A 23,904-nucleotide genomic window follows, 5' to 3' on the forward strand; every position below is an offset into this window, starting at 1 on the left:
CGACCTGACATCATGGAGCGGTGACCACAGGGCCGGGACGACCCCGACTGACCAGTCAGCGCAGACCAGGGCAGACCACTCCCGAGGAGATACTCGACGCCGCCGGAGAGTTGTTCACCACCAAGGGTTTCGCGGCCACCTCGACCCGGCAGATCGCCGAGATGGTCGGTATCCGGCAGGCATCGCTCTACCACCACTTCCCCAACAAGGAGGAGATCCTGGTGGCGCTCCTCGAGGAGACGGTGTCCCCCGCGCTCGCCGCGGCGGGGCGGCTCGCCGACGCCGCCGCGCCCGCCACGGTGCGCCTGCACGCGCTGGCCACCTACGACGTCACGCAACTCACCGCCACCACATGGAACCTCGGTGCGCTGTATCTTCTTCCGGAACTGCTGACCGATCGATTCGAGCCGTTCCGCGCCCAGCGAACCCTGCTGCGCCGGCACTACCGGCAGCTGGCGGACCAGGCCCTCACGGAAATCACCGACGATTCAGGTGACACCTCCCCCGCCCTGACCGACCTGCCGTTCCGAATAGTCGAGAGCGCCATCGCAACCCGCGCCGACATCGAACGCGGACTGCTTCCCGGGCCCGAGAACGAGGGTGCCGCCGGACTCCTCGCCGACGCCTGCCTCCGCGCCCTCGGATGGACGAAGCCGATGGACGAAATCCGGGCGAAGTCGCGGGCACTGCTCGCCGAGACGGCGGGCGGAACACCCCTTCGCCTCTAGCCGTGCACGTCGGGCCCGTGAGATAAAGTCTGGCGAACGCTTATCACTGGGGGGGTTATCTTGAGCGATGTCTTTGTCGTCACGGACGGCATCAGGAATTACGGCGCCACCGCTGCGCAGGCCGCCGAACAGATCAGCAGCGCCGCCGCACTCGATCTCGGCGCGAATCTCGCGGCACTCGCGCCCGTATTCGGCCCGATCGGCGCCGACTTCCTCGCGTCGTTCGCCGCCGCACAGGCAAATCACGCCAGGTCGGTCGCCGAACTCGCGTCTCACTACGCGCAGACCGCGATCGCGGCGCATGCCACCGCCGATTCCTACGACTCCGTCGACGGCGCCAACGGCGCTGCGCTCGGCGGCGTCCGCGACGGAATCGGGGGCCTCGCATGACGTCCCCCGAACCCGCCGGGCACCCTGTGGAGCACGGATCGATCCTCGACCTGATCCAGGGAACGCCCGTCGGCGACGCCCTCGCGACGCCACTGCCGAGCACTCCGCTCGAGGCCCTGCAGAACTCTCCGCTCGGCCCGTTCCTCGATGCGCCGCTCGGTGACCTGCCGCCGCTACCGGCCCTTCCGCCGCTGCCTCCACTGCCGCCGAACCCGGTGGAGGCGCTGCTGCAGGGGCACGGGCTGCCCGGACTGCCGGGTGTGGACGAATTGTTCAAGCCGCTCACCGATCTCGCCGGGAGTTTCGGCACCGGCACGTTCGGCTCATTCGATCCGACGTCGCTGCTCGACATGTCCTCGGGCATGGTCGACCAGGCGATGTCGATGAGCCTGTCGGGGCTGAAGGTGCTCGACCAGATCTGGCAGAGCCAGGCAGCGCAGGCAGCGCAGTCGCAGGGCCTGCAGGCTCAGACGAGCGGCACGGAACTGAGCGAACGCGGCACGGAGATCTCGGCGACCACGCAGACCGCCGCGGCGTCCGTGGCGCGGGGCAACGCGAACCTCATGACGATTTCGGAGTCGTTCGCGGCCACCGCGGTCGCTGCCGCGCCGATGGTGATGACGCCGCCCGGGCAGGCGATGCTGCTCGCGTCCGCCGCCGAGCACCTGAAGGCGGCCCTCGGGGTCGTGACGCAGACGCGCACCGAACTCAACGAACAGACCCTCACGATGAACGGTCTGGCCGCGCCGGTTCCGGTACCGCCGCCCCCGGCGCCCGGAGCCGTGTCGGGAGCCGCACCGGCGTCACCGTTCGCCATCGCGTCCACCGTGATCGAGGGTGTGGGCAAACCGATGATCTCCACCGTCACCGACAGTGTCGGCGACCTGGTGTCGGCGAGCACCCAGGCGGCGAGTGTCTCCTCGTCCGATCTGCCTGCCGACGCCCTGTCGGCGAAATCCGCCGTCACCCCCGCACACGGGGCGTCGGGCGGAGTTCCGGGTGCAGTGGGCATCGCCGGCGGCGCGGGCACGGGCATGTACGGCGGCGGCGCGGGCGGAAGCGTCTCCGCGGGTAGCGGTTCCGTACCCCGCGGAACGGTCAACGGGCCGGTGGTTCCCCCGGCGACACCGGGGACCACTCCCACACCCGGCGCCGCTCCGGCCGCTGCCTCGTCCCCTCTCGCACCCGGCGGAGCCATGGGCGGGATGGGCGGGATGGGCGGCGCCGGGATGGCGGGTGCCGGGCGCGGGGGCGACGACCAGCTGAGCGGCCGGTCCACACCCAGCTACCTCGTCAACGCCGGCGAGAACAACGCGTTCGCCGGCGACCTCCCGATGGTCGCGCCCGCCGTGATCGGCGGCGAGGATCTCGACGACACTCCGTTCGGCGACCAGAGCTGATCGCTCAGTCGAGGAGCGCTGCCACCTCGTGATCGGTGAGCGTGGTGGTGGGCACGCGGCCTTCCGAACGCACCAGTTCCACGGCCCGGAACAGGGGGCGTTCGGGAAGGGCCGCGCCGCGGGCCTCCGCACGTAGCTGCTCGATGAGCACCGACGCGATCGCGGCGGCCGGCACCAGTTCGCTCGTCGTCAGGGCGTCGGCCAGCCTGCGGAGCCCGAGGATCTCGAGTTCACGGCCGCCGTCGGTCGTGTAGAGGGCGAGCGGTATCGCGAGGCTCCCGTCGGGGTCCGTGATCCGGACGCTCACCTCGCTGACGCGAGCCGAACGGACCACCAATTCCGCCGCGACCGCCCTCGTGACGTCGACGTGCCTGCTGCGCAGTCCCCCCGTCGACCGGATTCGCCCGGTCTGCAGTGCGATTCGTCGCCGCAACGTGAGGAGCGCGGAGGCGGCGGTCGGGACCGCGATCACGGCCCCGACCGTCACACCGACCCACACGGGACCGAAGAACCCGACGATGACGCCGACCACCACACCGATCAGCACGGCGATCGCCGCGACCCGCTTGAGCCGCGGTGCGATCAACTCGATCGGAACGAGGTCGAGTGACACCGGCGCGGTGTCGTCACGCGCCAAGGATGGCTCCGACGCGTGCGACGACATCCGCCGAGGAGACCGATTCCTGGTCTCCGGTGGCGAGATTCTTGATTCCCACCGTCCCGTCGGCGATGTCGCGGTCGCCGAGCACAAGTGCCAGCGCGGCGCCGGATCGGTCCGCGGCCTTCATCGCGCCCTTCACCCCGCGGTTGCCGTACGCGAGGTCGACTCGAATCCCCTCGGCGCGCAACTGCTGAGCGATCACCACCAGCTTCGCCTTCGCCTCGTCGCCCAGCGGAACGCCGAAGACCTCACAGCGCGCAGTCGAGCCTGCGGTCTTGCCCTCGGCAGCGAGCGCCAGGACGGTCCGGTCGACACCGAGCCCGAAACCGATGCCGGACAACGGCTGACCGCCGAGCTGCGCCATCAGACCGTCGTACCGTCCGCCGCCGCCGATACCCGACTGGGCGCCGAGACCGTCGTGGACGAATTCGAACGTCGTCTTCGTGTAGTAGTCGAGGCCGCGGACCATTCGCGGGTTCACCACGTACGGCACACCCAGTGCGTCGAGGTGTGCGAGGACCTCGTCGAAGTGCGCCTTCGCCGTGTCCGAGAGGTGGTCGAGCATGAGCGGTGCGTCCGCCGTCATCTCGCGCACCTCCTTGCGCTTGTCGTCGAGAACCCGCAGCGGGTTGATCTCCGCCCGCCGGCGCGTCTCTTCGTCGAGGGGAAGGGCGAACAGGAACTCCTGCAACCGTTCCCGGTACTGCGGCCGGCACGTGTCGTCACCGAGGGAGGTGATCTCCAACCGGAACCCGTCGAGGCCGAGGCCGCGGAACCCGGCGTCGGCGATGGCGATGACCTCGGCGTCGAGGGCGGGGTCGTCGACGCCGATGGCCTCCACCCCGACTTGCTGCAGCTGGCGGTAACGACCAGCCTGCGGTCGCTCGTAGCGGAAGAACGGTCCGGCGTAGCTCAGCTTCACCGGCAACTGGCCGCGGTCCAGGCCGTGTTCGATCACGGCCCGCATGACGCCCGCCGTGCCCTCGGGCCGCAGGGTCACCGAACGATCACCGCGGTCGGCGAACGTGTACATCTCCTTGCTGACGACGTCGGTGGACTCGCCGACACCGCGGGCGAACAGCCCGGTGTCCTCGAAGATGGGAAGTTCGATGTGGCCGTATCCGGCCAGTCGCGCAGCGCGCGTGAGTCCGTCACGGACCGCGACGAACTCGGACGACTGCGGCGGGACGTAATCGGGGACGCCCTTGGGGGCGGAGAAGGTGCTGGCTTTGCTCACTGTCGTTACTTTTCCTTATTTCGATCCCGAGAGTCCAACGAGGAACGGGTTCGACCCACGTTCGGCGCCGACGGTGCTCGACCCGCCGTGCCCGGGGAGGACCGCCGTGTCGTCGGCGAGGATCAGAAGCTTGTCGGCGATGGACTGCAACAGCTGTTCGTGGTTGCCGCCGGGCAGGTCGCTGCGACCGATCGACCCCTGGAACAGGGTGTCACCGGTGAGGGCGATCTCGACGGGACCGTTCTCGGTGGCGACCCGGGTCCGGAAGACCACGGACCCCTGTGTGTGGCCCGGGGTGTGGTCGACGGCGAACGACATCCCGGCCTGCTCGATCACGTCGCCGTCGGCCAGCGCGATCACCTCGCCGGGCTCGACGAACGTCATGCCCTCGATGAACGGCTTCATCGTCGGGCCGATGCCGCGGCCGGGATCCGACAGCATGTACCGGTCCTCGGGATGGATGTACGCGGGGATCCCGAACTTCTCGCAGACGTCGTAGGCGTTCCAGACGTGGTCGAGGTGACCGTGGGTCAGGAGCACCGCGGTCGGCGTGAGATTCGACTGGTCCAGGAACTCGAACAGCGGTTCGGCGGCGTCCTGTCCTGGGTCGACGACGACGCATTCCTGGGCATCGTCCTGCGCGAGGATGTAGCAGTTGGTCTGAAACATCCCGGCCGGGAATCCTGTGACGAGCACCTGTGAGGCTCCTGTTCGAGTGGACATTGCAGTCGCTACAGCCTAAGCCGCCGCCCCGCCAGGATGTTCTCAGGTTCGGATGGCAGACTCTGGAGGTCGTGTGCCGGGGGTAGTTCGCACCGGCCAACTGCTATATCGACCGACTGCCAGACAGACCGATACGGGAGGACCACCGCAGTGCCGAGCAACGAGCAGCGCCGGGAAGCAGCCAAACGAAAGCTCGAGCGTCAGCTCGAACGCCGCGCCGACAGAGCACGCAAGCGTAAGCAGCTGACGATCGCCGGTTCGGTGCTCGGTGTCGTGCTCGTGGTGACGGCGGGCGCCGTCGTCTTCGCCCTCACCAGCGGCGACGACGACGCGACGGAAGCGTCGGCGGCCGAGTCGGTGTCGGCGTCGCCGCAGTCGCCCGGTGTGATGCCGGCGGGCCGGTCCGAACCGCTGCCCGAGAAGGTGTCCTGCACGTACACCCCCAGCACTCAGCCGCCGGCGAAGCAGGTGAACCCGCCGCGCACCGACGACATCGACACCACGCTCCAGGAAGTCAGCGTCAGCATGCAGACGACGCAGGGCAACATCGGCCTGATCCTGGACAACGCCGACTCCCCGTGCACCGTCAACAACTTCCTGAGCCTGGCGAGCCAGAACTACTTCGACAACACCCCGTGCCACCGGCTGGTCACGTCCGAGGGGTTGAAGGTCCTGCAGTGCGGTGATCCCACGGGCGCAGGCACCGGCGGCCCCGGTTACGGCTTCGCGAACGAATTCCCCACCGACCAGTACGAGGCGTCGGATCCGTCGCTGCAGGTGCCGGTGACGTACCCGCGCGGCACCATCGCGATGGCCAACAGCGGCCAGCCCGACAGCAACGGCAGCCAGTTCTTCCTCGTCTACGCCGATTCGCAGCTGCCCCCGCAGTACACCGCGTTCGGGAAGGTCGACGAGACGGGTCTGGCGACCATCGAGAAGGTGGCGGTTGCCGGCGACGACGGATCGATGCAGGCGGGCGGCGGCAAGCCCAACCTGCCCATCGACATCACATCCGTCCGGATGGACTGAGGTCTCGTGTGAGGATGGACCGATGAAACGCACCTCGATCCTCGTCGCAGGCGTGAGCCTCGCGGTCCTCCTCGCCGGCTGTTCGGATTCGTCCGACTCCGGCGGCTCGTCGACCGGCACCTCGTCGAAGGCGGCCCCCACGAGCGCGGCGGAACAGTCGCTCGATCTGTCCAAATTCGGCACGCTGCCGCCGGTCCCCGCACCGGCCGCGGCCACCGTGGACTGCACCTATCCGGCAGGGCAGCCCGCTGCCAAGGACGTCACCCCACCGCCCACGTCCGGGGTCTCCACCGAGGGCACCGTCCCGGTCGACCTCCAGACGAGCGCCGGACCGATCGGCCTGGTCCTCGACCGCGCCGAGGCCCCGTGCACGGTCAACAGCTTCACGAGCCTGGCCCAGCAGGGCTACTTCGACGACACGCCCTGCCACCGGCTGACGACGGAGCTGGGTCTGCAGGTCCTGCAGTGCGGCGATCCCAGCGGGAAGGGCACCGGCGGACCGGGCTACGGCTTCACCACCGAGTACCCGGAGACCGCGTTCGCGCCGAACGATCCGGCACTCGCGAATCCGGTGGTCTACCCGCGCGGCACGGTCGCGATGGCGAACAGCGGGACACCCGGCAGTAACGGCAGCCAGTTCTTCCTCGTGTACGCCGACTCGGTGCTCCCGCCCAACTACACCGTGTTCGGGACGATCTCCGAGGAGGGCCTCGCGACGGTCGAGAAGATCGCGGCGGACGGCGACGACGGATCCATGTCCGCGGGCGGCGGCAAGCCCAACACCCCGGTGCAGATCGAGACCGCGAAGGTCGGCTGACCTCACTCCCCCGGCTACACGAACGGGACGGTCGTTCGAACAGATCGAGCGACCGTCCCGTTCGTCGGTGCTACGCGGCGGACGTCACCCGGTACACGTCGTACACACCCTCGACGTTGCGGACCACGTTGAGCACGTGCCCGAGGTGCTTCGGGTCGCCCATCTCGAACGTGAACTTGCTGATCGCCACCCGGTCACCGGACGTCGTCACGGACGCCGACAGGATGTTGACCTTCTCGTCGGCGAGCGCCTTCGTCACGTCCGACAGCAGCCGGTGCCGATCGAGCGCCTCGATCTGGATGGCCACCAGGAACACCGACGACGGCGACGGCGCCCACTTGACCTCGATGATGCGCTCGGACTGCTCCTGCAGGGAGCCCGCGTTGGTGCAGTCGGTGCGGTGCACGCTGACCGCGCCGCCCCGGGTCACGAAGCCCATGATCTCGTCGCCGGGTACCGGTGTGCAGCATTTGGCCAGCTTGGCGACCGTGCCCTCCGCGCCGGGTACCAGCACACCTGCGTCGCCGGTGCTCCTCGGCCGCATCGGCATCGTGGACGGAGTCGACCGCTCGGCCAGCTCCTCCTCGACGTCGCCGACGCCGCCCAGATGTGCCACCAGACGCTGGACGACGTGCTGCGCCGACACGTGGCTCTCGCCGACGGCCGTGTACAGCATCGACACGTCGGTGTAGTGCAGTTCGTGCGCGATGGACGCCATCGATTCGGCGTTCATCAGGCGCTGCAGCGGCAGGCCGACCCGCCGCACCTCCTTCGCGATGGCGTCCTTGCCCGTCTCGAGCGCCTCTTCACGGCGTTCCTTGGCGAACCATTGCCGGATCTTCGTCTTGGCGCGCGGGGAGACGACGAACGTCTGCCAGTCGCGGCTCGGGCCGGCGTTGACGGCCTTGGAGGTGAAGACCTCCACCACCTCGCCGTTCTCGAGCTTGCGTTCGAGCGCCACCAGCCTGCCGTTGACCCGGGCGCCGATACATCGGTGCCCGACCTCCGTGTGCACGGCGTACGCGAAGTCGACGGGTGTCGACCCGGCGGGCAGCGTCACCACGTCGCCCTTGGGGGTGAAGACGAAGATCTCCTTGACCGCGAGGTCGTAGCGGAGCGACTCGAGGAACTCCCCCGGGTCGGCGGCCTCACGCTGCCAGTCGAGGAGCTGACGCATCCACGCCATGTCGTCGACCTCGGCGACGTCACCGGAGTGCCTGCCCTTGGTCTCCTTGTACCGCCAGTGCGCGGCGATACCGAACTCGGCGGTCCGGTGCATGTCGTGGGTGCGGATCTGCACCTCGAGGGGTTTGCCCTCCGGTCCGACCACGGTGGTGTGCAGCGACTGGTACACGCCGTAACGCGGCTGCGCGATGTAGTCCTTGAACCGGCCCGCCATCGGCTGCCACAGCGAGTGGACGACGCCGACGGCCGCGTAACAGTCCCGGACCTCGTCGCACAAAATCCGCACGCCGACCAGGTCGTGGATGTCGTCGAAGTCGCGGCCCTTGACGATCATCTTCTGGTAGATCGACCAGTAGTGCTTGGGTCTGCCCTCGACGACGGCGTTGATGCGGGACGCCGTCAGGGTCGCGTTGATCTCCGCACGCACCTTCGCGAGGTAGGTGTCGCGGGACGGCGCCCGGTCGGCGACGAGCCGCACGATCTCGTCGTACTTCTTGGGATGCAGGATCGCGAAGGACAGGTCCTCGAGTTCCCACTTCACGGTCGCCATGCCCAGCCGGTGGGCCAGGGGCGCGATCACCTCGAGGGTTTCGCGGGCCTTGCGGGCCTGCTTCTCGGGCGGCAGGAACCGCATGGTCCGCATGTTGTGGAGCCGGTCGGCCACCTTGATCACCAGCACGCGGGGGTCGCGGGCCATCGCGATGATCATCTTGCGGATGGTCTCGCCCTCGGCGGCGTTGCCGAGGACCACCTTGTCGAGTTTGGTGACGCCGTCGACGAGGTGGGCTACCTCTTCGCCGAACTCGTCGGTCAACTGCTCGAGGGAGTACCCGGTGTCTTCGACGGTGTCGTGGAGCAGGGCCGCCACGAGCGTGGTCGTGTCCATTCCCAGTTCCGCGAGGATGCTGGCGACGGCGAGCGGATGCGTGATGTACGGGTCGCCCGACTTGCGGCGCTGGCTGGCGTGCCGCTCCTCCGCGACGTCGTAGGCGCGCTGCAGAAGCGCCAGGTCCGCCTTGGGATACAGCTCGCGATGCAGGCTGACGAGGGGTTCGAGAACCGGCCGGATGGTCGTGTTCCGCTGACCCGTGATGCGCCGGGCGAGTCGCGCTCGTACCCGGCGCGATGCGGACGCCGGAACGGCGAATCCCTGTGCTCCACGGTTGTTACCGGAAGCCGGGTTCGCTGCAGGTGACTCGGCATCGGATTGCGCAGACGAGGTTGATCCCGTGTTCTGCGACCGATCAAGATTCGAAGTCATGCCGTCACCTCCTACCACTGAAATGGCTCGGGCCGTGCGGCCCTGGTTGGTCTCGGGCATGCGCCCCGGTGGCCGTGACGACCACCAGGCACAACTTTAGTACTCAGACCGTGACGAGGGACGTGAGCGGGTACTTTCCGAGCCGCTCTCGGCCGCCCAGCGCGGCGATCTCCAGGACCACGGCGACACCGATCACCCGGGCACCTGCGGATTCCACCAGTCGCGCCGTGGCGTCGAGGGTTCCACCGGTGGCCAGGACGTCGTCGACGACGAGCACGGAGCGCCCGTCCAGACCGATCGAGCCGGCCGGAATCTCCAGCGTGGCCGTTCCGTACTCGAGGGTGTACGACTGCGACAGCACCGGCGGCGGCAATTTGCCCGACTTCCGCACGGCCACCACACCGGAGCCCAGTTCCCGGGCGACGCCGCCACCGAGGAGGAACCCTCGTGCGTCGACGGCGGCAATCACATCCGCCTCCGGGGCGCAGGCGGCGAGCGCGTCGACGACGACACGGAAACCGTCCGCGTCGGAGAAGACCGGCGTCAGGTCGGCGAACCGCACCCCGGGTTGCGGAAAGTCGTCGGCCCATCGGGTGAGCCGGGTGACGGCGTCACGGGCCGGAGAATGGTCGATCACCTGCGCAGAACCCACCTGTCCATGTTCCAGCCGGCGCCTGATCGCGTCGGATTGACTGCTCCCGCCTGCAAACCTGTTGCGAACGCGACGGTCCGCGGCTGATCGAACAGCGGCACCGTGGGCACGTCCGACCACAGGATGTTCTCGGCCTCGGTCGACAGCGACAGCTGGGTGGCGGTGGAGCTGTCGACCGCGAGTTGGTCGACGATCTGGTCGACGCGGCCGTTGCTGTAGTCCCCGAAGTTCGATCGGATTCCGCTGCGGAGGGCGTACATCGCGGTCGTGGCCGCCGCGGTGCCCGCGGCGCCGGGAGCGGAGGCCGTGCCCGCGAGGACCACGTCCACCTGCCCGTCGCGCAGCATGGTCGGGGTGAACTCGGGCGACGCGACGTCCTGCACGGTGATACCGGCCGGGGCACACGCCGCCGCCACGGCCGCCACGATCTCGGCGCGGCGCGGGTTCGGTCCCAGATATCCGACGCGGACCGTCGCGGACGTGTTGCCGGTGTCGGCCAGTGCGTCCGCCGCCGCTGCGGTGTCCGCCGTCTCGTACCGGCCGCCGACGGCACCGGCCACCGACTGGTGAACGAGGCTGTCAGGGGCGGTGACCCGGGTGTCGACCGGGCCACCGGACGCCGCACCTGCCTCGTCCGACTCCGCGGCGATCCCGAACTTCGACGCCAGCTCCTCCCGGGGCAGGCACGCTGCGAACGCCCGCCGTCCGGCTGCGTTCTCGAACAGGCCCGAGGTGGACAGGACGAACTGCTCGACGCTGCGCGACGGCACCTCCGTCACGTCGAACCCGCCGAGGTCCAGATCGGGCGCCGATCCCGCGGCGACGTCGACCACCTCGACCGAACCGTCACCGATCCGCGCGCTCACGTCGGAAGACTTGGGCCACACCACGATCCGCGAGGTGGCGGGACGATTCCCCCACCACCGGTCGTTGGCCACCAGCACGAGGCCCTCGTCCTCGGAGAACGATTCGACCTTGTAGGGGCCGGACGCGGGGAACTTGGCGAGGTCGAGGTCGCCGGGCGCCATCGTCCATCCGTTGTTCCAGAAGTCCGCGACGCGCGTCAATGCATCCGCGTCCGAATTCTGCACGGCGGCCACGACGTCGGGCACGCCGGCAGCGCCGGCGACCACGTGCGCCGGCATCATCGACGTCGCGCCGAACAGCGACTTCCAGTCGGTGACATTGCGTCCCGCCTTGAACGTGACGACGGCATCCTTCGCGCCGGTCTGGCAGTCGATCCGGTCGATGTCCGAGTAGCCGGCCGTACTCGCCGCATCGAACATCGGGAAACGGCCACTGTTCGCCGCCCACGTCAGCACCAGATCGTCGCAGGACATCGGCACACCGTCGGAGTAGACGGAGTTGGGATTGAGCTTGTACTGGATCGTCAGGGCATCCCCGGGCATCGCGTTGGCGGTGCCGATGTCCGTGTCGGCCACCGGTCCGCCTTCCGGTCCGGTGTAGTTGAACCCGGGCAACACCCGCGCGAACGCCTGACGCGCCCCCGACACCGCACCCGCGACGCTGTTGGCGTTGTAGGTGGTGACGGTGTTGTCGATGGCGTACCCGATCGACGGGATCTGCTCACCTTCCTCGGAACATCCGGCGAGCGAGCCGGCGAGGAGCACGGTCGCGAGAAGGCCGGCACCCGACACGGCCGCCGTACGGCCGTGTCGGGTCTGCGCACCGCGCCGGGTGCTGTGCGATGCGGGCATGTCAGTGCCTCTTCTTGTTGCGCTTCCCGGTGGGACGTGAGCCCGGTGTGGGTGCGGTCGCCGCCGACCGGCGGCGCGGGACGGCGGTGTCCGCCGTGGACGCGGCGACCTCGGCGGCCGGGGTACCGGCCTTCTGCGCACCGCCCTGTGCCAGGGTCGCGCGGCGAGCGAGGACCTTGCGTGTGTGCGCGGCGACCGGACCCCACCGCTCCTTCAGCGTGACCAGCAGGGGCGTCGCGAAGAAGATCGACGAGTAGGCGCCGACGATGATGCCCACGAGCTGCACCAGCGCCAGGTCCTTCAGCGTTCCGACACCGAGCATCCAGACCGCGACCACCATCAGCGCGAGCACCGGCAACACGCTGATCAGGGTGGTGTTGATGGACCGCATCAGCGTCTGGTTGATCGCCAGGTTCGCCTGCTCCGCGTAGGTGCGACGGGTCAGGTGCAGAATCCCGCGCGTGTTCTCCTCGACCTTGTCGAACACCACCACCGAGTCGTAGAGCGAGAAACCGAGAATCGTCAGCAGGCCGATGACGGTCGCCGGGGTCACCTCGAAGCCGACCAGCGAATACACGCCGGCGGTGACCGCGATGTCGAAGAACAGCGCGACGATCGCGGCGATGGCCATGTCCCGCTCGAACCGGACGGCGATGTACACGCTCACGATCACCAGGAACACAAGCAGTGCGATCAGCGCCTTCTGGGTGATCTGCCCGCCCCACGTCTCGCTGACGTCGGCGACGCTGATCACGTTCTTGCTGACGTTGCCGTCACTGTCCTTCGGCTGGAACTCGTCGTACAACGCGTCCTGAAGCGTCACCACCTGCGCCGCGTCGAGTGCCTCGGAGCGGATCTGCACGGTCGCGCTCGACCCCGAGCCCACCGTCTGCACCGAGACGGGGTCCATGCCGAGCGCCTCGGAGTAGACCTCCTCCACCTGTGCGGTCTCCACCCCGTCGCCGGCGGGGAACTGGATCCGCGATCCACCCTCGAAGTCGATACCGAGCGTGAACCCGCGGACGAGGATGCTCAGCAACGAGATCAGCACGATCGTGCCGGTCAGGATGTAGTAGAAGCGGCGACGCCCGACGACCTCGAAGGCGCCGGTTCCGGTGTACAGCCGCGACAGCAGGCTGTGCTGGGGCATCGACGACTGGTTGACGCCCGAATCGGACAGCGAAGACTCGGGGTCCGTCTGCGACACAGACTGGGACGTGGTCGATTCGCTCATACTCGTGACTCCTTCGCCGACGCTGCGGCAGCCTTGCGTTCCTTGGCGATCTGCTGCACGGCACCCAGCCCGTTGACGCCGGGCTTCGACCAGAACGGCGACTTCGAGGCCAGGTGGACCAGCGGCCACGTCACCAGGAACACCACGACGACATCGAGGATGGTGGTCAGGCCGAGGGTGAACGCGAAGCCGCGCACCTGCCCGACCGCGAGGATGTACAGCACCGCGGCGGCGATGAAGCTGACCGCGTTGCCGGACAGGATGGTCCGGCGCGCACGGGCCCAGCCGCGCGGAACCGCGGACCGGAAACTGCGTCCCTCCCGCATCTCGTCCTTGATTCTCTCGAAGAACACCACGAACGAGTCGGCGGTCATACCGATACCGATGATCAGACCGGCGATGCCCGCGAGGTCGAGGGTGAAATTGATGTACCGGCCGAGCAGCACCATGATCGCGTAGACCATCACACCGGACAGCACCAGCGACAGCGCCGTCAGCACGCCGAGCATGCGGTAGTAGAGCAGGCAGTAGAGCAGCACCAGGACCAGACCCACCAGTCCGGCGATGAGACCGGCCTCCAGCGAGGCGAGACCCAGCGTCGCCGACACGGTCTCCGCCTCCGACGCCGCGAACGACAGCGGCAGCGAGCCGTACTTCAGGGTGTTCGCGAGTTCCTTCGCGCTTTCCGCGGTGAACGAGCCGGTGATCGACGTCGAACTGCCTGCGGGTGTCGCGCCCTGGACGACCGGTGCGCTCACCACCTTGGAGTCGAGCGTGAACGCGGCCTGCTTGCCGATGTTCTGCGACGTGAACGTGGCCCAGGTGTTGCTGCCCTCGGACTTGAACGTCAGGCTCACCTCGTGCCGCGACTGCTGGGAGTTGTAGCCGGACGTCGCGTCGGCGATCTCCTGTCCGTCGATGATCGCCGGTTCGAGCAGGTACACGGCCTGACCGTCGGTGGAGCACGCGACGAGAGGCAGGGCCGGGTCGTCGTTGCCGCGCAGCGGGTCGGGCACGCTGCAGTCGAGTGTCGCCATGGCCTGCTGCTGCACGGCCGGGTCGGTGCTCTGACGGGTGGCTCGCGCTGCTGCGATCTCGTCGGCCGCCTCGGCGGTCTCGGTGCCGGACCCGTCGGCCGGCGCCGGAGTCGGCTCGGGAGAGGTGGACGGATCCTGAGCCGGGAACGGCCGGTTCTGGGGTGCGGGAGTCTCGGTTCCGGCGGGAGTCTGGGACGGCGTCTCACCGGCGGCAGGTGCCTGCGTGCCGGCAGGGGCCGCGGCCTGGGACGTCTGGACGGGACGAACGTACAAGCGCGCCGTCTGGCCGAGCGAACGCGCCTGTGCGCTGTCGTCGCCGGGGACGGTGATGACAAGGTTGTCGCCGTCGATGACCACCTCGGAGCCGGACACGCCGAGTCCGTTCACACGGGTCTCGATGATCTCCTGGGCCTGCCGCAGGCTGTCCGGCGTCGGCTTGCTGCCGTCCGGGGTGCGTGCGGTGAGGGTGACTCGGGTCCCACCTTGCAGGTCGATGCCCAGCTTGGGTGTCGCGGACTTGTCGCCGGTGAAGAACACCAGGGCATACAGAACCGCCACGAGCACCGCGAAAACGGTGAGGTAGCGGACGGGATGCACCGATCCTGTGGAAGGTGCCACGATCTCTATGTCTCCTCAGTACGTGCAGTTCGGGTGGGAACGTTCACAGCGCACCGAGCCGGCAGACGCAGGGCTGTGCCCCGGTTGCCGCGCCCGGGGCGCCTGCGACGCGACGGCTGCGGAAATACGCCGCGGAAGCGTCGATCAATCCTTGTTCAGCCGCGGCGTGCTGTCGCCGCCGTTCTCACGATCCTCGCGCACGATGTCGGTGGCGGGGGCCTCGGCGTCGATCGACTCGTGGTCGAGGGAACCGTCACCCTGCAGCGGGGCGTCGACGATCTGCTCGCGGACGACGAGACGCGACCACGTGGTGACCACGCCGGGAGCGATCTCGAGGTCGATCGTCTCGTCGCCGAGTGCGACGACGGTGCCGTGCAGACCGGCAGTCGTGAGGACGCGGTCGCCGACCGAGATCGAGTCCTGCAGAGCGGTCACCTTGGCCGCCTCCTTCTTCTGTCGGCGGATCCCCAGGAACATGGGGACGAGCAGCGCCAGAATCAGGAGCGGGAAGAGAAAATCCATCTGAAAGTCAACCTCGAGGTATGTCGCACGGTCCGAAGCACTGGTCCCGGTTGGACCGATGCAATACACCAGTGTGCCATCACCGGCCCGGACACCGGTTCGCTCGGCACGAGGCGGGCGTTTCTCCGGGGGTCGATCAGGGGTCTTGCGGATCGAACAGGGAGGCCTGCGGTTCGTTGACGCGGACCTCGATTCCGCCGGTCACAGCGTCCGGCGGCGGGGTCAGGCCCAGTTGCGTCCACGCGGCCGCCGTGGCGACACGGCCGCGGGGTGTCCGGGCGATCATTCCGGCACGGACGAGGAAGGGCTCACACACCTCCTCGACGGTGGCGGGTTCCTCACCCACCGCGACGGCCAGGGTGGACACTCCGACCGGGCCTCCGCCGAAGCTGCGCACGAGGGCGCTGAGGACGGACCGGTCGAGGCGGTCGAGTCCCAGCTGGTCGACGTCGTAGACGGCGAGAGCGGCGTGGGCGATGTCGCGGGTGACGACGCCGTCAGCCCGGACCTCGGCGTAATCGCGGACACGGCGCAGGAGTCGGTTCGCGATGCGGGGCGTGCCCCGGGACCTGCTCGCGATCTCGGCGCCGGCCTCCTCACCGAGTTGCACGCCGAGAATGCCCGCCGACCGCATGAGGATCTGCTGCAGTTCCGCGGGTTCGTAGAAGTCCATGTGGGCGGTGAACCCGAACCGGTCGCGCAGCGGCCCGGTGAGCGCCCCCGAGCGAGTGGTGGCCCCTACCAGGGTGAACGGTGCGACCTCCAGGGGAATGGACGTGGCGCCGGGACCCTTGCCGACCACGACGTCGACCCGGAAGTCCTCCATCGCGAGATAGAGCATCTCTTCGGCCGGCCGGGCGATGCGGTGGATCTCGTCGATGAACAGCACGTCGCCCTCGACGAGGTTGCTCAGCATGGCGGCCAGGTCGCCGGCCCGTTCCAGCGCCGGACCCGACGTCAGCCTCAGCGAGGAGCCCAGTTCGCCGGCGATGATCATCGCCATGCTGGTCTTCCCCAGCCCGGGCGGGCCCGAGAGGAGGATGTGGTCGGGGGTGCCGCCGCGCATCTTCGCGCCGGTCAGGACGAGCTGCAACTGCTCCCGGACCCGCGGTTGCCCGATGAAGTCGTGGAGGTTCTTCGGGCGCAGGCTGGCCTCGATGTCGCCGTCGCCGGCGACGAGATCGGCCGAGACCGGGGACTCCTCGTCGTAGTCGCCCCCGGGTTCGGGATTCATCTGGTCTTCCCGAGCAGGGAGAGGGCGGAGCGCAGCGCCGTAGAGGTGGTCGACTCGGGAGCCTCGGCGAGGACGGAGTCGGTGGCCTGCTCGGCCTGCTTGGCCGGGAATCCGAGGCCGACGAGGGCTTCGACGATCTGGTCGCGGACCGATCCGCCGCCGCCCGCACCGATCGGCACCGCCCCGGACGTGGACGCGACGGCGTCGACCTTGTCGCGCAGTTCGACGACCATCCGCTCCGCCCCGCGCTTGCCGATGCCCGGCACCCGCGTGAGTGCCGTGACGTTGCCCTCGGCCAGGGCCGCCCGCAGCGCGTCGGGTTCGAGGACGGCGAGGGTGGCCATCGCCAGCCGGGGACCGACTCCCGACACCGTCTGGAGCAGCCCGAACAACTCCTTGGACTCCGAGTCGGGGAACCCGTACAGCGTCATCGAGTCCTCGCGGACGATCATCGCCGTGACCAGCCGGGCCTCGGATCCCCGTTGCAGTCCGCCGAGGGTGGCCGGCGTCGCGTTCACGCGGTAGCCCACTCCGGCGGATTCGATCACCGCATGGTCGAGGGCGATCTCGAGCACCTCGCCGCGGACGGACGCGATCATCGTGTACCTGCCTTCTTCACTTCGGCCAGTCGGGCCTGGTAGCGACGTTTCTGTTCGGCGGCCGCGGCTTCGGCGCGGGCCATGCGTTCGATCATCGGCGCCCGCCAGCAATGGCAGATCGCCAGTGCCAGCGCGTCCGCCGCGTCGGCCGGTTTGGGTGCGGCCGCAAGTTTGAGGATGCGCGTCACCATTGCCGTCACCTGAGCTTTGTCTGCCGAGCCACTCCCGGTGACGGCGGCCTTGACCTCACTGGGGGTATGGAAACACACGGCGATGCCACGGCGCGCGGCGGCGAGGGCGACGACGCCACCCGCCTGTGCGGTGCCCATCGCGGTGCGCACGTTGTGCTGGGAGAATACCCGCTCGATCGCCACGACCTCGGGCCTGTGCAGATCGATCCACGATTCGGCCGCTTCGGAGATCCGCAGCAGCCTGGACGACAACTCGAGGTCTGCCGGGGTCCGGACCACGTCGACGGCGATCGGGGTGACGGTGCGGCCGCTGCCGCCGTCCACCACTCCGAATCCGCACCGGGTCAGACCGGGATCCACACCCAGCACACGCACGCAAAGCCACCTCTCCCACGCCGAACAGCTGTTCGATAGCTTAGCCGTGGGGTCGGACGAGTCGGCGCATCAACACGCAGGACGAGCCGGGGCGGGCGAGCACCGCTCCCCCGCCCCGTGCCGTGCGTCGTGCGATCAGTCGTCGAGCTCCGCCAGTACCTCGTCGGACAGGTCGACGTTGGTGTAGACGTTCTGCACGTCGTCGGACTCCTCGAGCGCGTCGACGAGCTTGAACACCTTGCGGGCTCCGTCGGCGTCGACCGGAACCTCGACGGACGCACGGAAGTCGGCCTCGGCGGAGTCGTAGTCGATTCCCGCCTCCTGCAGTGCGCTGCGGACGGCGACGAGGTCGGTGGGCTCGCTCACGATCTCGAAGGTGTCGCCGAGGTCGGTGACCTCTTCGGCACCCGCATCGAGGACCGCCATCAGCACGTCGTCCTCGCTCTGGTCACCCTTCTCGAGGGTGACGACACCCTTGCGCGTGAACAGGTAGGACACGGAACCCGGGTCGGCCATGTTGCCGCCGTTGCGGGTCATCGCGGTGCGCACCTCGCCGGCCGCACGATTGCGGTTGTCGGTCAGGCACTCGATGAGGACGGCGACACCGTTGGGTCCGTAACCCTCGTACATGATGGTCTGCCAGTCGGCGCCGCCCGCTTCTTCACCGGCGCCGCGCTTGCGGGCGCGCTCGATGTTGTCGTTGGGGACCGACGTCTTCTTGGCCTTCTGGATGGCGTCGTACAGGGTGGGGTTTCCCGCAGGATCGCCACCGCCGGTACGGGCCGCCACCTCGATGTTCTTGATCAGCTTCGCGAAGGCTTTGCCACGCTTGGCATCGATCACAGCCTTCTTGTGCTTGGTGGTGGCCCATTTGGAGTGGCCGCTCATGCGATTCAAGCCCCTTTCCTGCTGCCTTTGGCACGCCGAATGCGCGGTTTCAGCTTTGACGATGTTACCCGCAGCCCGGCCGCCCCTGCGCGTTCCCGGGGTAACAACTCGCATAAGTCGCCATTGTTTGCATAGAATGCAAACATGTTGATGCGGGTCGACCACAGCTCCACCACCCCACTGGGTGAACAGATCGCGGCCAACGTGCGCGGCGCGTTCCTGCGCGGCGAGATCGGCGCGGGCGATCGGCTCCCCTCCGCCCGGGCGCTGGCCGAATCCATCGACGTCAACCTCCACACCGTGCTGCGCGCGTACGCCGCGCTGCGCGACGAGGGCCTGATCGACCTCCGCCGGGGCCGGGGCGCGGTCGTCCGCGCCGACACGGACCCGGTACACACCGGATTGACCGAAGCCGCAAAGGCTTTCGTGTCCGAGGCACGACGCCTCGGACTCGACACCGAACAGATGCTCGACGTGATCAAGGAGACCACCAGACAATGACGACCTCCCGAACGCGCCTCCTCGCCGCGACCTCCGCTGCGCCCCTCCTCGCGCTCGTGATCGCGAGACTCGCCTGGAGCGGGCAACTGCCGCCGGTGGTGGCCAGCCACTGGTCCGGCACCGAACCCGACCGATTCAGCGACACGACCACCTACTTCTGGATCGCTCTCGCCGTCTGCGCGGCCGCCGCCGTGATCGCGGGCGTCGTGGCGGCGCGGGTCCGCACCGACGCCGCGCTCTGGCTTCCCGCCACCGTTCTCGTCGGGTGGACGGTGGCCACGGCCTGGATCGTCAGCGTCGCCGCCACGATCGAGGCGGGCTCGCCGGAAGCGGCGACGCTGGGCTGGTGGATCGTCGTTCCCCTCTTGGGAATCGTGTGGGCCATCGCCACGTTCGCCCTGCTCCCCCGGACGCCGCACTCCCCGGAGAACGGTGCGGCGCCGACGCTGCCCGTCCCCTTGACGCCCGGCGAGCGCGCATCGTGGACCGGTTATGCCCGCGGGCGGTGGGCGGGCGTGCTCGCTCTCGCCATGACCCTGGCCGCCGTCGTCTCCGCGCTGGTGGGAGCGCTCTGGCTGGCCGTCCTCTTCGTCGTCCTGGCGGTCGTCGGCGGCGGCTTCGCCTCCGTGACCGTGCAGATCGACCGCACAGGACTGACCCTGTCGTCGTGGAACATCCGCTGGCGGAAGATCCCGCTCGACTCCATCGACGAGGCTCGGGTCACCGAGATCCGGCCCACGGAATGGGGCGGCTGGGGCTACCGCTTCACGCCGCGCGGGACCGCGGTCGTGATCCGCGCCGGCGAGGGCATCGTGCTGAACCGCACCGGCGGCCGCCCGTTCGCGGTCACCGTGGACGGCGCCGCACAGGGTGCGGCGCTCCTCAACACACTCGTCACGCCCCGTCCGGCGAGCTAGACCCCGCGGACGATGTCGACGAACAGCTCGTGCACCCGCCGGTCGCCCGTCACCTCCGGGTGGAACGACGTGGCCACCACGGCGCCCTGCCGGACGGCCACGATCCGTCCGGCGGCCGCGCCACCCGACTCGGGCACGCGGGCGAGGACCTGGACGTCGTCGCCGACGCGCTCCACCCACGGTGCCCGGATGAACACGGCCCGCATCGGTTCGCCGAGGATGCCCTCGAATTCGAGGTCGGACTCGAAGGAGTCGACCTGACGACCGAAGGCGTTGCGGCGCACCGTCATGTCGATCGCACCGAGGTGCTGCGCGTCAGGTCTCGTGTCGAGGATCTCGCTCGCGAGGAGGATCATTCCGGCGCAGGACCCGTAGGCGGGCAACCCGTCGCGCAGGCGCGCCTTCAGGGGTTCGAGCAGTTCGAAGATCTGCAGCAGCTTGCTCATCGTCGTCGACTCGCCGCCCGGGATGACGAGGCCGTCGATCTTCTCGAGCTCCTCCGGGCGGCGGATGCCGACGGCGTCCGCACCCGAATCGTTCAGTGCGGCGAGGTGTTCACGGACGTCACCCTGCAGGGCGAGTACTCCGACGAGGGGACGGGTCATGCCATGTTTCCTGTCTCGATGTCGCGCTTGTCCTGATCGCGCTGGATACGGGTCAACCCCTCCTGGACGACGGCGGCGACCATGGTGCCGTTCCGGTCGAACATGCGGCCCTGGGTGAGGGCGCGGCCGAAGCCGGCGGAGGGTGAGGTCTGGTCGTAGAGCAGCCACTCGTCGGCGCGGAACGGGCGCATGAACCACATGGCGTGATCGAGCGACGCCGTCTGCGTGACCACTCCGGGGTGCGGGACCTTCGACGCACCGAGGAGCGTCATGTCACTGAGGTAAGCGAGGGTGCAGATGTGGAAGACCTGATCGTCCGGCAGCTTGCTGCGGTACCGCATCCACACCCGTTGCTGCGCGGCGATTCCGGGAGTCTTCCCGGTGGAGCCGGCCGGAACGATACGGACGTCCCATTCCTTCCACTCCCGGTAGAGATCGGTGGCGGCGAACTCCTCGAGGGTCTGTGCGTCGACGAGCTCTTCGGGCGCGGGGACGGACGGCATCCTGTCCTGATGCTCGATGCCCTCGTCCTCGGTGTGGAACGACGCCGACATGGTGAAGATCGCCTTGCCGTCCTGGATTCCGGTGACGCGCCGCGTGCAGAAGGATCTGCCGTCCCGGATCCGGTCGACCAGGTAGACGGTGGGTTTCGCCGGATTTCCGGGGCGCAGGAAGTACCCGTGCAGGGAGTGGACTTTGAATGCCTCGTCGACGGTACGGACCGCGGACACCAGTGACTGACCCGCGACCTGCCCGCCGAACGTCCTCTTCAGAACAGACGGATGAACCGCGCCGCGGAAGATGTCCTTCTCCAGCGCTTCGAGTTCGAGAACGTCCTCGATGCTCGCCATGAGCCCTCCTTCTGTGCCTGGTCAAGGTTATCCGCCCGGTTCGGGCTCGAGGCACCATGGGTGCCATGACGATGTTCACACCGACGAGCCCGGACGGTCTCGTCGCCCTCGTCTCCGAACGCTGCCTCGCCGTTCACGGCACCGCCGTCGTCGCGATCGACGCTCCCGACGGCGCGCACCCCCTACCCCTCGCGGACGCGGTGTGCGCGTCGCTGCGGGAGCGGGGCCGCCCGTGTGACGTCGTGTCGCTCCACGACTACGTCCGGCCCGCCTCCCTGCGGTTCGAGCACGGGCGCGACGACGAACTCAGCTACCGCACCCTCTGGTTCGACTACGACGCCCTGAACCGGGAGGTGGTGCGGTCGGTCCGCACCGACCGCCGGTGGTTGCCGCGCCTGTGGGACGAGGCCGAGGATCGCTCCGCCCGCTGCGCCCGCGTTCCCGCGGCCGACGGTCAGGTGCTTCTCGTCGCGGGCCCGATGCTGCTGGGCCGGGATCTCGACTTCGACGTCACCGTGCAACTCCATCTGGGCGAAGGCGCCCTGATGCGCCGAACCCCGGCCGATCAACAATGGACCGTCCCCGCACTGCTGCGCCGTGCTGCCGACGTCACGGACGAACCCGACCTGCTGGTGCGGTACGACCATCCGCCGAGGCCCGCAGTCCGGGTGGGCCGCTGAGGCCGCTCACGTCGTGCGCAGGAACCGGGTCAACCCTTCCTGCACGACGGCAGCGACCAGGTTGCCCTTCCGGTCGAAGATCCGGCCCTGCGCGAGCGCCCGTCCGAATCCGGCGGATGGTGACGTCTGGTCGTACAGCAGCCACTCGTCGGCCCGGAACGGGCGCAGGAACCACAGCGCGTGATCGAGTGAGGCACCGTTGATCTCGACACCGGGGTGTGGGGTCATGGCGGAACCGATCAGCGTCATGTCGCTCATGTAGGCCAGCGCGCAGACGTGGAAGACGGGGTCGTCGGGCAGCGTCTTGCGGGACCGGAACCACGCCTGCTGCTGAGCGGCCGCACCGCGCCTGCGGTCGACCTCGCCGTGGCCGACCATCCGGATGTCCCAGTCGGACCACTCCTGGGCGAGCCAGGCGATCTCCGGGTCGTCGGAGTCACTGGCGAACGGCAGCGAATCGGGCGGCGGGACCACGGGCATCTCGTCCTGGTGCTCGATGCCCTCGTCCTCGACCTGGAACGACGCCGACATCGTGAAGATCGCCTGACCGTCCTGGACGGCGCTGACCCGCCTGGTGACGAACGACCGACCGTCCCGGATGCGGTCCACGAGGTACACGATCGGCATCGTGGGGTTTCCGGGACGCAGGAAGTAGCCGTGCAGCGAATGCACCATGAAACGGGGGTCTACGGTGCGGACCGCCGCCACCAGCGCCTGACCGGCCACCTGCCCACCGAACGTGCGGGGAAGCATGGTCTCGGTCGCTATGCCTCGGAAGATGTTCTCCTCGAGGCGTTCCACTTCCAGGATCTCTTCGATCGTCGCCATCCACGGCCCCTTCCGATGCTCGTCCGCTGACACTCTCACACGGGTCCCGGGCACCGGCGCACCGCACCGCACGAGGCCCGGGTCGGGGCCTCGTGCGGTGCGAACGGAAGTAGTGCGGCGCCGGGAGCGCCGCGATCGATCACAGATCGATCGCGAAGATCACCAGCCGCGTTCGGCGAGCCGGTGCGGGACGGGGATGTCGTCGACGTTGATCCCGACCATCGCCTCACCCAGCCCACGGGAGACCTTCGCCAGCACGTCCGGGTCGTCGAAGAACGTGGTCGCCTTCACGATCGCCGCGGCCCGCTCCGCCGGGTTACCCGACTTGAAGATCCCCGACCCGACGAACACACCCTCCGCACCGAGCTGCATCATCATCGCCGCATCCGCCGGGGTGGCGATGCCACCGGCGGTGAACATCGTGACCGGCAACTTCCCGGCCTTGGCGACCTCGACGACCAGATCGTACGGGGCCTGCAACTCCTTCGCCGCCACATACAGCTCGTCCTCGCTCAGCGAGGTCAACCGGCGGATCTCCCCACCGATCGTCCGCATGTGCGTGGTCGCGTTCGACACGTCACCGGTACCGGCCTCACCCTTGGACCGGATCATCGCCGCACCCTCGGTGATCCGCCGCAGCGCCTCACCCAGATTGGTGGCACCACACACGAACGGGACGGTGAACTGCCACTTGTCGATGTGATTGGCGTAGTCGGCCGGGGTCAGCACCTCCGACTCGTCGACGTAGTCGACCCCGAGGGACTGCAGGATCTGCGCCTCCACGAAGTGCCCGATCCGGGCCTTGGCCATCACCGGGATCGACACCGCGGAGATGATGCCGTCGATCATGTCCGGATCACTCATCCGGGACACCCCACCCTGCGCCCGGATGTCCGCGGGCACCCGCTCGAGCGCCATCACCGCGACCGCACCGGCGTCCTCGGCGATCTTCGCCTGATCGGGGGTGACGACGTCCATGATGACCCCGCCCTTCAACATCTCGGCCATGCCACGCTTGACGCG

The 23,904-nt window shown here is 68.8% G+C and carries 25 protein-coding genes; 8 read left to right on the forward strand and 17 right to left on the reverse strand.

Annotated features, from left to right (window positions below; genetic code table 11):
* Positions 1–20: 20 nt before the first annotated feature.
* The 3 genes from ACNJ7E_RS12235 to ACNJ7E_RS12245 are packed head-to-tail and all read left to right on the forward strand — an operon-like array spanning position 21 to position 2,518.
* Positions 21–728, forward strand: coding sequence for a TetR/AcrR family transcriptional regulator (locus tag ACNJ7E_RS12235; RefSeq protein ID WP_283354350.1), 708 nt, complete (start codon positions 21–23; stop codon positions 726–728).
* 60 nt (positions 729–788) lie between these two features.
* Entirely contained in the window at positions 789–1,118 is a 330-nt protein-coding gene (locus tag ACNJ7E_RS12240; protein WP_317567454.1) for a type VII secretion target, read from the forward strand.
* Positions 1,115–2,518 (forward strand): hypothetical protein, encoded by a 1,404-nt coding sequence (locus tag ACNJ7E_RS12245; RefSeq protein ID WP_418340010.1) that lies wholly within the window; start codon positions 1,115–1,117, stop codon positions 2,516–2,518. The genes ACNJ7E_RS12240 and ACNJ7E_RS12245 overlap by 4 nt, the downstream gene beginning before the upstream one ends.
* Before the next feature lie 4 nt (positions 2,519–2,522).
* Here the strand turns inward: ACNJ7E_RS12245 and ACNJ7E_RS12250 are convergent, their stop codons facing one another.
* Genes ACNJ7E_RS12250 through ACNJ7E_RS12260 form a run of 3 tightly spaced genes read right to left on the reverse strand, consistent with a single transcriptional unit; the run spans position 2,523 to position 5,112 of the window.
* Positions 2,523–3,182, reverse strand: a complete 660-nt coding sequence (locus ACNJ7E_RS12250) for a hypothetical protein (RefSeq protein ID WP_280783817.1) — start codon at positions 3,180–3,182, stop codon at positions 2,523–2,525.
* Positions 3,145–4,416, reverse strand: a complete 1,272-nt coding sequence (hisS, locus tag ACNJ7E_RS12255; protein WP_280783818.1) for a histidine--tRNA ligase — start codon at positions 4,414–4,416, stop codon at positions 3,145–3,147. The genes ACNJ7E_RS12250 and hisS overlap by 38 nt, the downstream gene beginning before the upstream one ends.
* Positions 4,417–4,431: 15 nt before the next feature.
* On the reverse strand, positions 4,432–5,112 hold the full coding sequence (locus tag ACNJ7E_RS12260; protein WP_005566972.1) for an MBL fold metallo-hydrolase: 681 nt from the start codon (positions 5,110–5,112) through the stop codon (positions 4,432–4,434).
* Between the two features lie 177 nt (positions 5,113–5,289).
* Between ACNJ7E_RS12260 and ACNJ7E_RS12265 the strand changes: the two genes are divergently transcribed.
* Complete coding sequence (locus ACNJ7E_RS12265) at positions 5,290–6,168, forward strand: peptidylprolyl isomerase (RefSeq protein WP_418340011.1); 879 nt, start codon at positions 5,290–5,292, stop codon at positions 6,166–6,168.
* Positions 6,169–6,190: 22 nt separating this feature from the next.
* Positions 6,191–6,985, forward strand: a complete 795-nt coding sequence (locus tag ACNJ7E_RS12270) for a peptidylprolyl isomerase (protein WP_247253442.1) — start codon at positions 6,191–6,193, stop codon at positions 6,983–6,985.
* A 70-nt stretch (positions 6,986–7,055) separates the two neighbouring features.
* Here ACNJ7E_RS12270 and ACNJ7E_RS12275 read toward each other — a convergent pair whose 3' ends face one another.
* The 10 genes from ACNJ7E_RS12275 to ACNJ7E_RS12320 all read right to left on the reverse strand — a co-directional run bounded on the left by ACNJ7E_RS12275 (position 7,056) and on the right by ACNJ7E_RS12320 (position 18,499).
* Positions 7,056–9,431: a RelA/SpoT family protein gene (locus ACNJ7E_RS12275; RefSeq protein WP_280783821.1), complete on the reverse strand. Its 2,376-nt coding sequence runs from the start codon at positions 9,429–9,431 to the stop codon at positions 7,056–7,058.
* Positions 9,432–9,534: 103 nt separating this feature from the next.
* Entirely contained in the window at positions 9,535–10,068 is a 534-nt protein-coding gene (locus ACNJ7E_RS12280) for an adenine phosphoribosyltransferase (RefSeq protein WP_105419926.1), read from the reverse strand.
* The gene (locus tag ACNJ7E_RS12285; protein ID WP_280783822.1) at positions 10,065–11,801 is read right to left on the reverse strand and encodes an ABC transporter substrate-binding protein; all 1,737 of its coding nucleotides are present in this window, start codon (positions 11,799–11,801) and stop codon (positions 10,065–10,067) included. Before ACNJ7E_RS12285 ends, ACNJ7E_RS12280 begins: the two co-directional genes overlap by 4 nt.
* Position 11,802: 1 nt before the next feature.
* A complete protein-coding gene (gene secF / locus ACNJ7E_RS12290; protein ID WP_418340012.1) occupies positions 11,803–13,035 on the reverse strand; it encodes a protein translocase subunit SecF in 1,233 nt (410 codons plus the stop codon).
* Positions 13,032–14,690, reverse strand: coding sequence for a protein translocase subunit SecD (gene secD / locus ACNJ7E_RS12295; protein WP_280783824.1), 1,659 nt, complete (start codon positions 14,688–14,690; stop codon positions 13,032–13,034). Before secD ends, secF begins: the two co-directional genes overlap by 4 nt.
* Before the next feature lie 144 nt (positions 14,691–14,834).
* Complete coding sequence (yajC, locus tag ACNJ7E_RS12300) at positions 14,835–15,212, reverse strand: preprotein translocase subunit YajC (RefSeq protein WP_061045219.1); 378 nt, start codon at positions 15,210–15,212, stop codon at positions 14,835–14,837.
* 136 nt (positions 15,213–15,348) lie between these two features.
* Entirely contained in the window at positions 15,349–16,446 is a 1,098-nt protein-coding gene (gene ruvB / locus ACNJ7E_RS12305; RefSeq protein WP_280783825.1) for a Holliday junction branch migration DNA helicase RuvB, read from the reverse strand.
* Positions 16,443–17,045, reverse strand: a complete 603-nt coding sequence (gene ruvA, locus ACNJ7E_RS12310) for a Holliday junction branch migration protein RuvA (RefSeq protein WP_280783826.1) — start codon at positions 17,043–17,045, stop codon at positions 16,443–16,445. Before ruvA ends, ruvB begins: the two co-directional genes overlap by 4 nt.
* The gene (gene ruvC, locus ACNJ7E_RS12315; protein ID WP_418340013.1) at positions 17,042–17,611 is read right to left on the reverse strand and encodes a crossover junction endodeoxyribonuclease RuvC; all 570 of its coding nucleotides are present in this window, start codon (positions 17,609–17,611) and stop codon (positions 17,042–17,044) included. Before ruvC ends, ruvA begins: the two co-directional genes overlap by 4 nt.
* Before the next feature lie 135 nt (positions 17,612–17,746).
* The gene (locus tag ACNJ7E_RS12320) at positions 17,747–18,499 is read right to left on the reverse strand and encodes a YebC/PmpR family DNA-binding transcriptional regulator (RefSeq protein WP_011598635.1); all 753 of its coding nucleotides are present in this window, start codon (positions 18,497–18,499) and stop codon (positions 17,747–17,749) included.
* A 144-nt stretch (positions 18,500–18,643) separates the two neighbouring features.
* On the opposite strand from ACNJ7E_RS12320, the gene ACNJ7E_RS12325 reads away from it, so the two are divergent.
* Both ACNJ7E_RS12325 and ACNJ7E_RS12330 read left to right on the forward strand, forming a co-directional pair.
* A complete protein-coding gene (locus tag ACNJ7E_RS12325) occupies positions 18,644–19,000 on the forward strand; it encodes a GntR family transcriptional regulator (protein ID WP_280783827.1) in 357 nt (118 codons plus the stop codon).
* Positions 18,997–19,917, forward strand: a complete 921-nt coding sequence (locus ACNJ7E_RS12330; protein ID WP_418340014.1) for a hypothetical protein — start codon at positions 18,997–18,999, stop codon at positions 19,915–19,917. The genes ACNJ7E_RS12325 and ACNJ7E_RS12330 overlap by 4 nt, the downstream gene beginning before the upstream one ends.
* Here the strand turns inward: ACNJ7E_RS12330 and pdxT are convergent.
* Positions 19,914–20,522, reverse strand: coding sequence for a pyridoxal 5'-phosphate synthase glutaminase subunit PdxT (gene pdxT / locus ACNJ7E_RS12335; RefSeq protein ID WP_280783829.1), 609 nt, complete (start codon positions 20,520–20,522; stop codon positions 19,914–19,916). The genes ACNJ7E_RS12330 and pdxT overlap by 4 nt on opposite strands.
* Positions 20,519–21,373 (reverse strand): acyl-CoA thioesterase, encoded by an 855-nt coding sequence (locus ACNJ7E_RS12340; RefSeq protein ID WP_280783830.1) that lies wholly within the window; start codon positions 21,371–21,373, stop codon positions 20,519–20,521. The genes pdxT and ACNJ7E_RS12340 overlap by 4 nt, the downstream gene beginning before the upstream one ends.
* A gap of 56 nt (positions 21,374–21,429) precedes the next feature.
* Between ACNJ7E_RS12340 and ACNJ7E_RS12345 the strand changes: the two genes are divergently transcribed.
* Positions 21,430–22,053 carry a nucleoside/nucleotide kinase family protein gene (locus ACNJ7E_RS12345; protein WP_280783831.1) on the forward strand — a complete coding sequence of 208 codons (624 nt, stop codon included), beginning with the start codon at positions 21,430–21,432 and terminating at the stop codon, positions 22,051–22,053.
* Positions 22,054–22,059: 6 nt separating this feature from the next.
* Here the strand turns inward: ACNJ7E_RS12345 and ACNJ7E_RS12350 are convergent, their stop codons facing one another.
* Both ACNJ7E_RS12350 and pdxS read right to left on the reverse strand, forming a co-directional pair.
* The gene (locus tag ACNJ7E_RS12350) at positions 22,060–22,881 is read right to left on the reverse strand and encodes an acyl-CoA thioesterase (RefSeq protein WP_418340015.1); all 822 of its coding nucleotides are present in this window, start codon (positions 22,879–22,881) and stop codon (positions 22,060–22,062) included.
* 159 nt (positions 22,882–23,040) lie between these two features.
* Positions 23,041–23,904: pyridoxal 5'-phosphate synthase lyase subunit PdxS (gene pdxS / locus ACNJ7E_RS12355; protein ID WP_418340016.1), on the reverse strand; the 864-nt coding region annotated here is incomplete at its 5' end.

This window comes from Rhodococcus mengyinensis (assembly GCF_048381435.1).
GTDB lineage: Bacteria > Actinomycetota > Actinomycetes > Mycobacteriales > Mycobacteriaceae > Rhodococcus_F > Rhodococcus_F opacus_D.

Coding starts and splice junctions, on each gene's coding strand:
- ACNJ7E_RS12285 (WP_280783822.1), bottom strand. CDS start 11,801: ATGCCCGCATCGCACAGCACCCGGCGCGGTGCGCAGACCCGACACGGC.
- ACNJ7E_RS12330 (WP_418340014.1), top strand. CDS start 18,997: ATGACGACCTCCCGAACGCGCCTCCTCGCCGCGACCTCCGCTGCGCCC.
- ACNJ7E_RS12250 (WP_280783817.1), bottom strand. CDS start 3,182: ATGTCGTCGCACGCGTCGGAGCCATCCTTGGCGCGTGACGACACCGCG.
- pdxT (WP_280783829.1), bottom strand. CDS start 20,522: ATGACCCGTCCCCTCGTCGGAGTACTCGCCCTGCAGGGTGACGTCCGT.
- ACNJ7E_RS12345 (WP_280783831.1), top strand. CDS start 21,430: ATGGGTGCCATGACGATGTTCACACCGACGAGCCCGGACGGTCTCGTC.
- ACNJ7E_RS12245 (WP_418340010.1), top strand. CDS start 1,115: ATGACGTCCCCCGAACCCGCCGGGCACCCTGTGGAGCACGGATCGATC.
- ruvA (WP_280783826.1), bottom strand. CDS start 17,045: ATGATCGCGTCCGTCCGCGGCGAGGTGCTCGAGATCGCCCTCGACCAT.
- yajC (WP_061045219.1), bottom strand. CDS start 15,212: ATGGATTTTCTCTTCCCGCTCCTGATTCTGGCGCTGCTCGTCCCCATG.
- ruvB (WP_280783825.1), bottom strand. CDS start 16,446: ATGAATCCCGAACCCGGGGGCGACTACGACGAGGAGTCCCCGGTCTCG.
- ACNJ7E_RS12340 (WP_280783830.1), bottom strand. CDS start 21,373: ATGGCGAGCATCGAGGACGTTCTCGAACTCGAAGCGCTGGAGAAGGAC.
- ACNJ7E_RS12325 (WP_280783827.1), top strand. CDS start 18,644: ATGTTGATGCGGGTCGACCACAGCTCCACCACCCCACTGGGTGAACAG.
- secF (WP_418340012.1), bottom strand. CDS start 13,035: ATGAGCGAATCGACCACGTCCCAGTCTGTGTCGCAGACGGACCCCGAG.
- ACNJ7E_RS12350 (WP_418340015.1), bottom strand. CDS start 22,881: ATGGCGACGATCGAAGAGATCCTGGAAGTGGAACGCCTCGAGGAGAAC.
- ACNJ7E_RS12320 (WP_011598635.1), bottom strand. CDS start 18,499: ATGAGCGGCCACTCCAAATGGGCCACCACCAAGCACAAGAAGGCTGTG.
- ACNJ7E_RS12275 (WP_280783821.1), bottom strand. CDS start 9,431: ATGACTTCGAATCTTGATCGGTCGCAGAACACGGGATCAACCTCGTCT.
- ACNJ7E_RS12270 (WP_247253442.1), top strand. CDS start 6,191: ATGAAACGCACCTCGATCCTCGTCGCAGGCGTGAGCCTCGCGGTCCTC.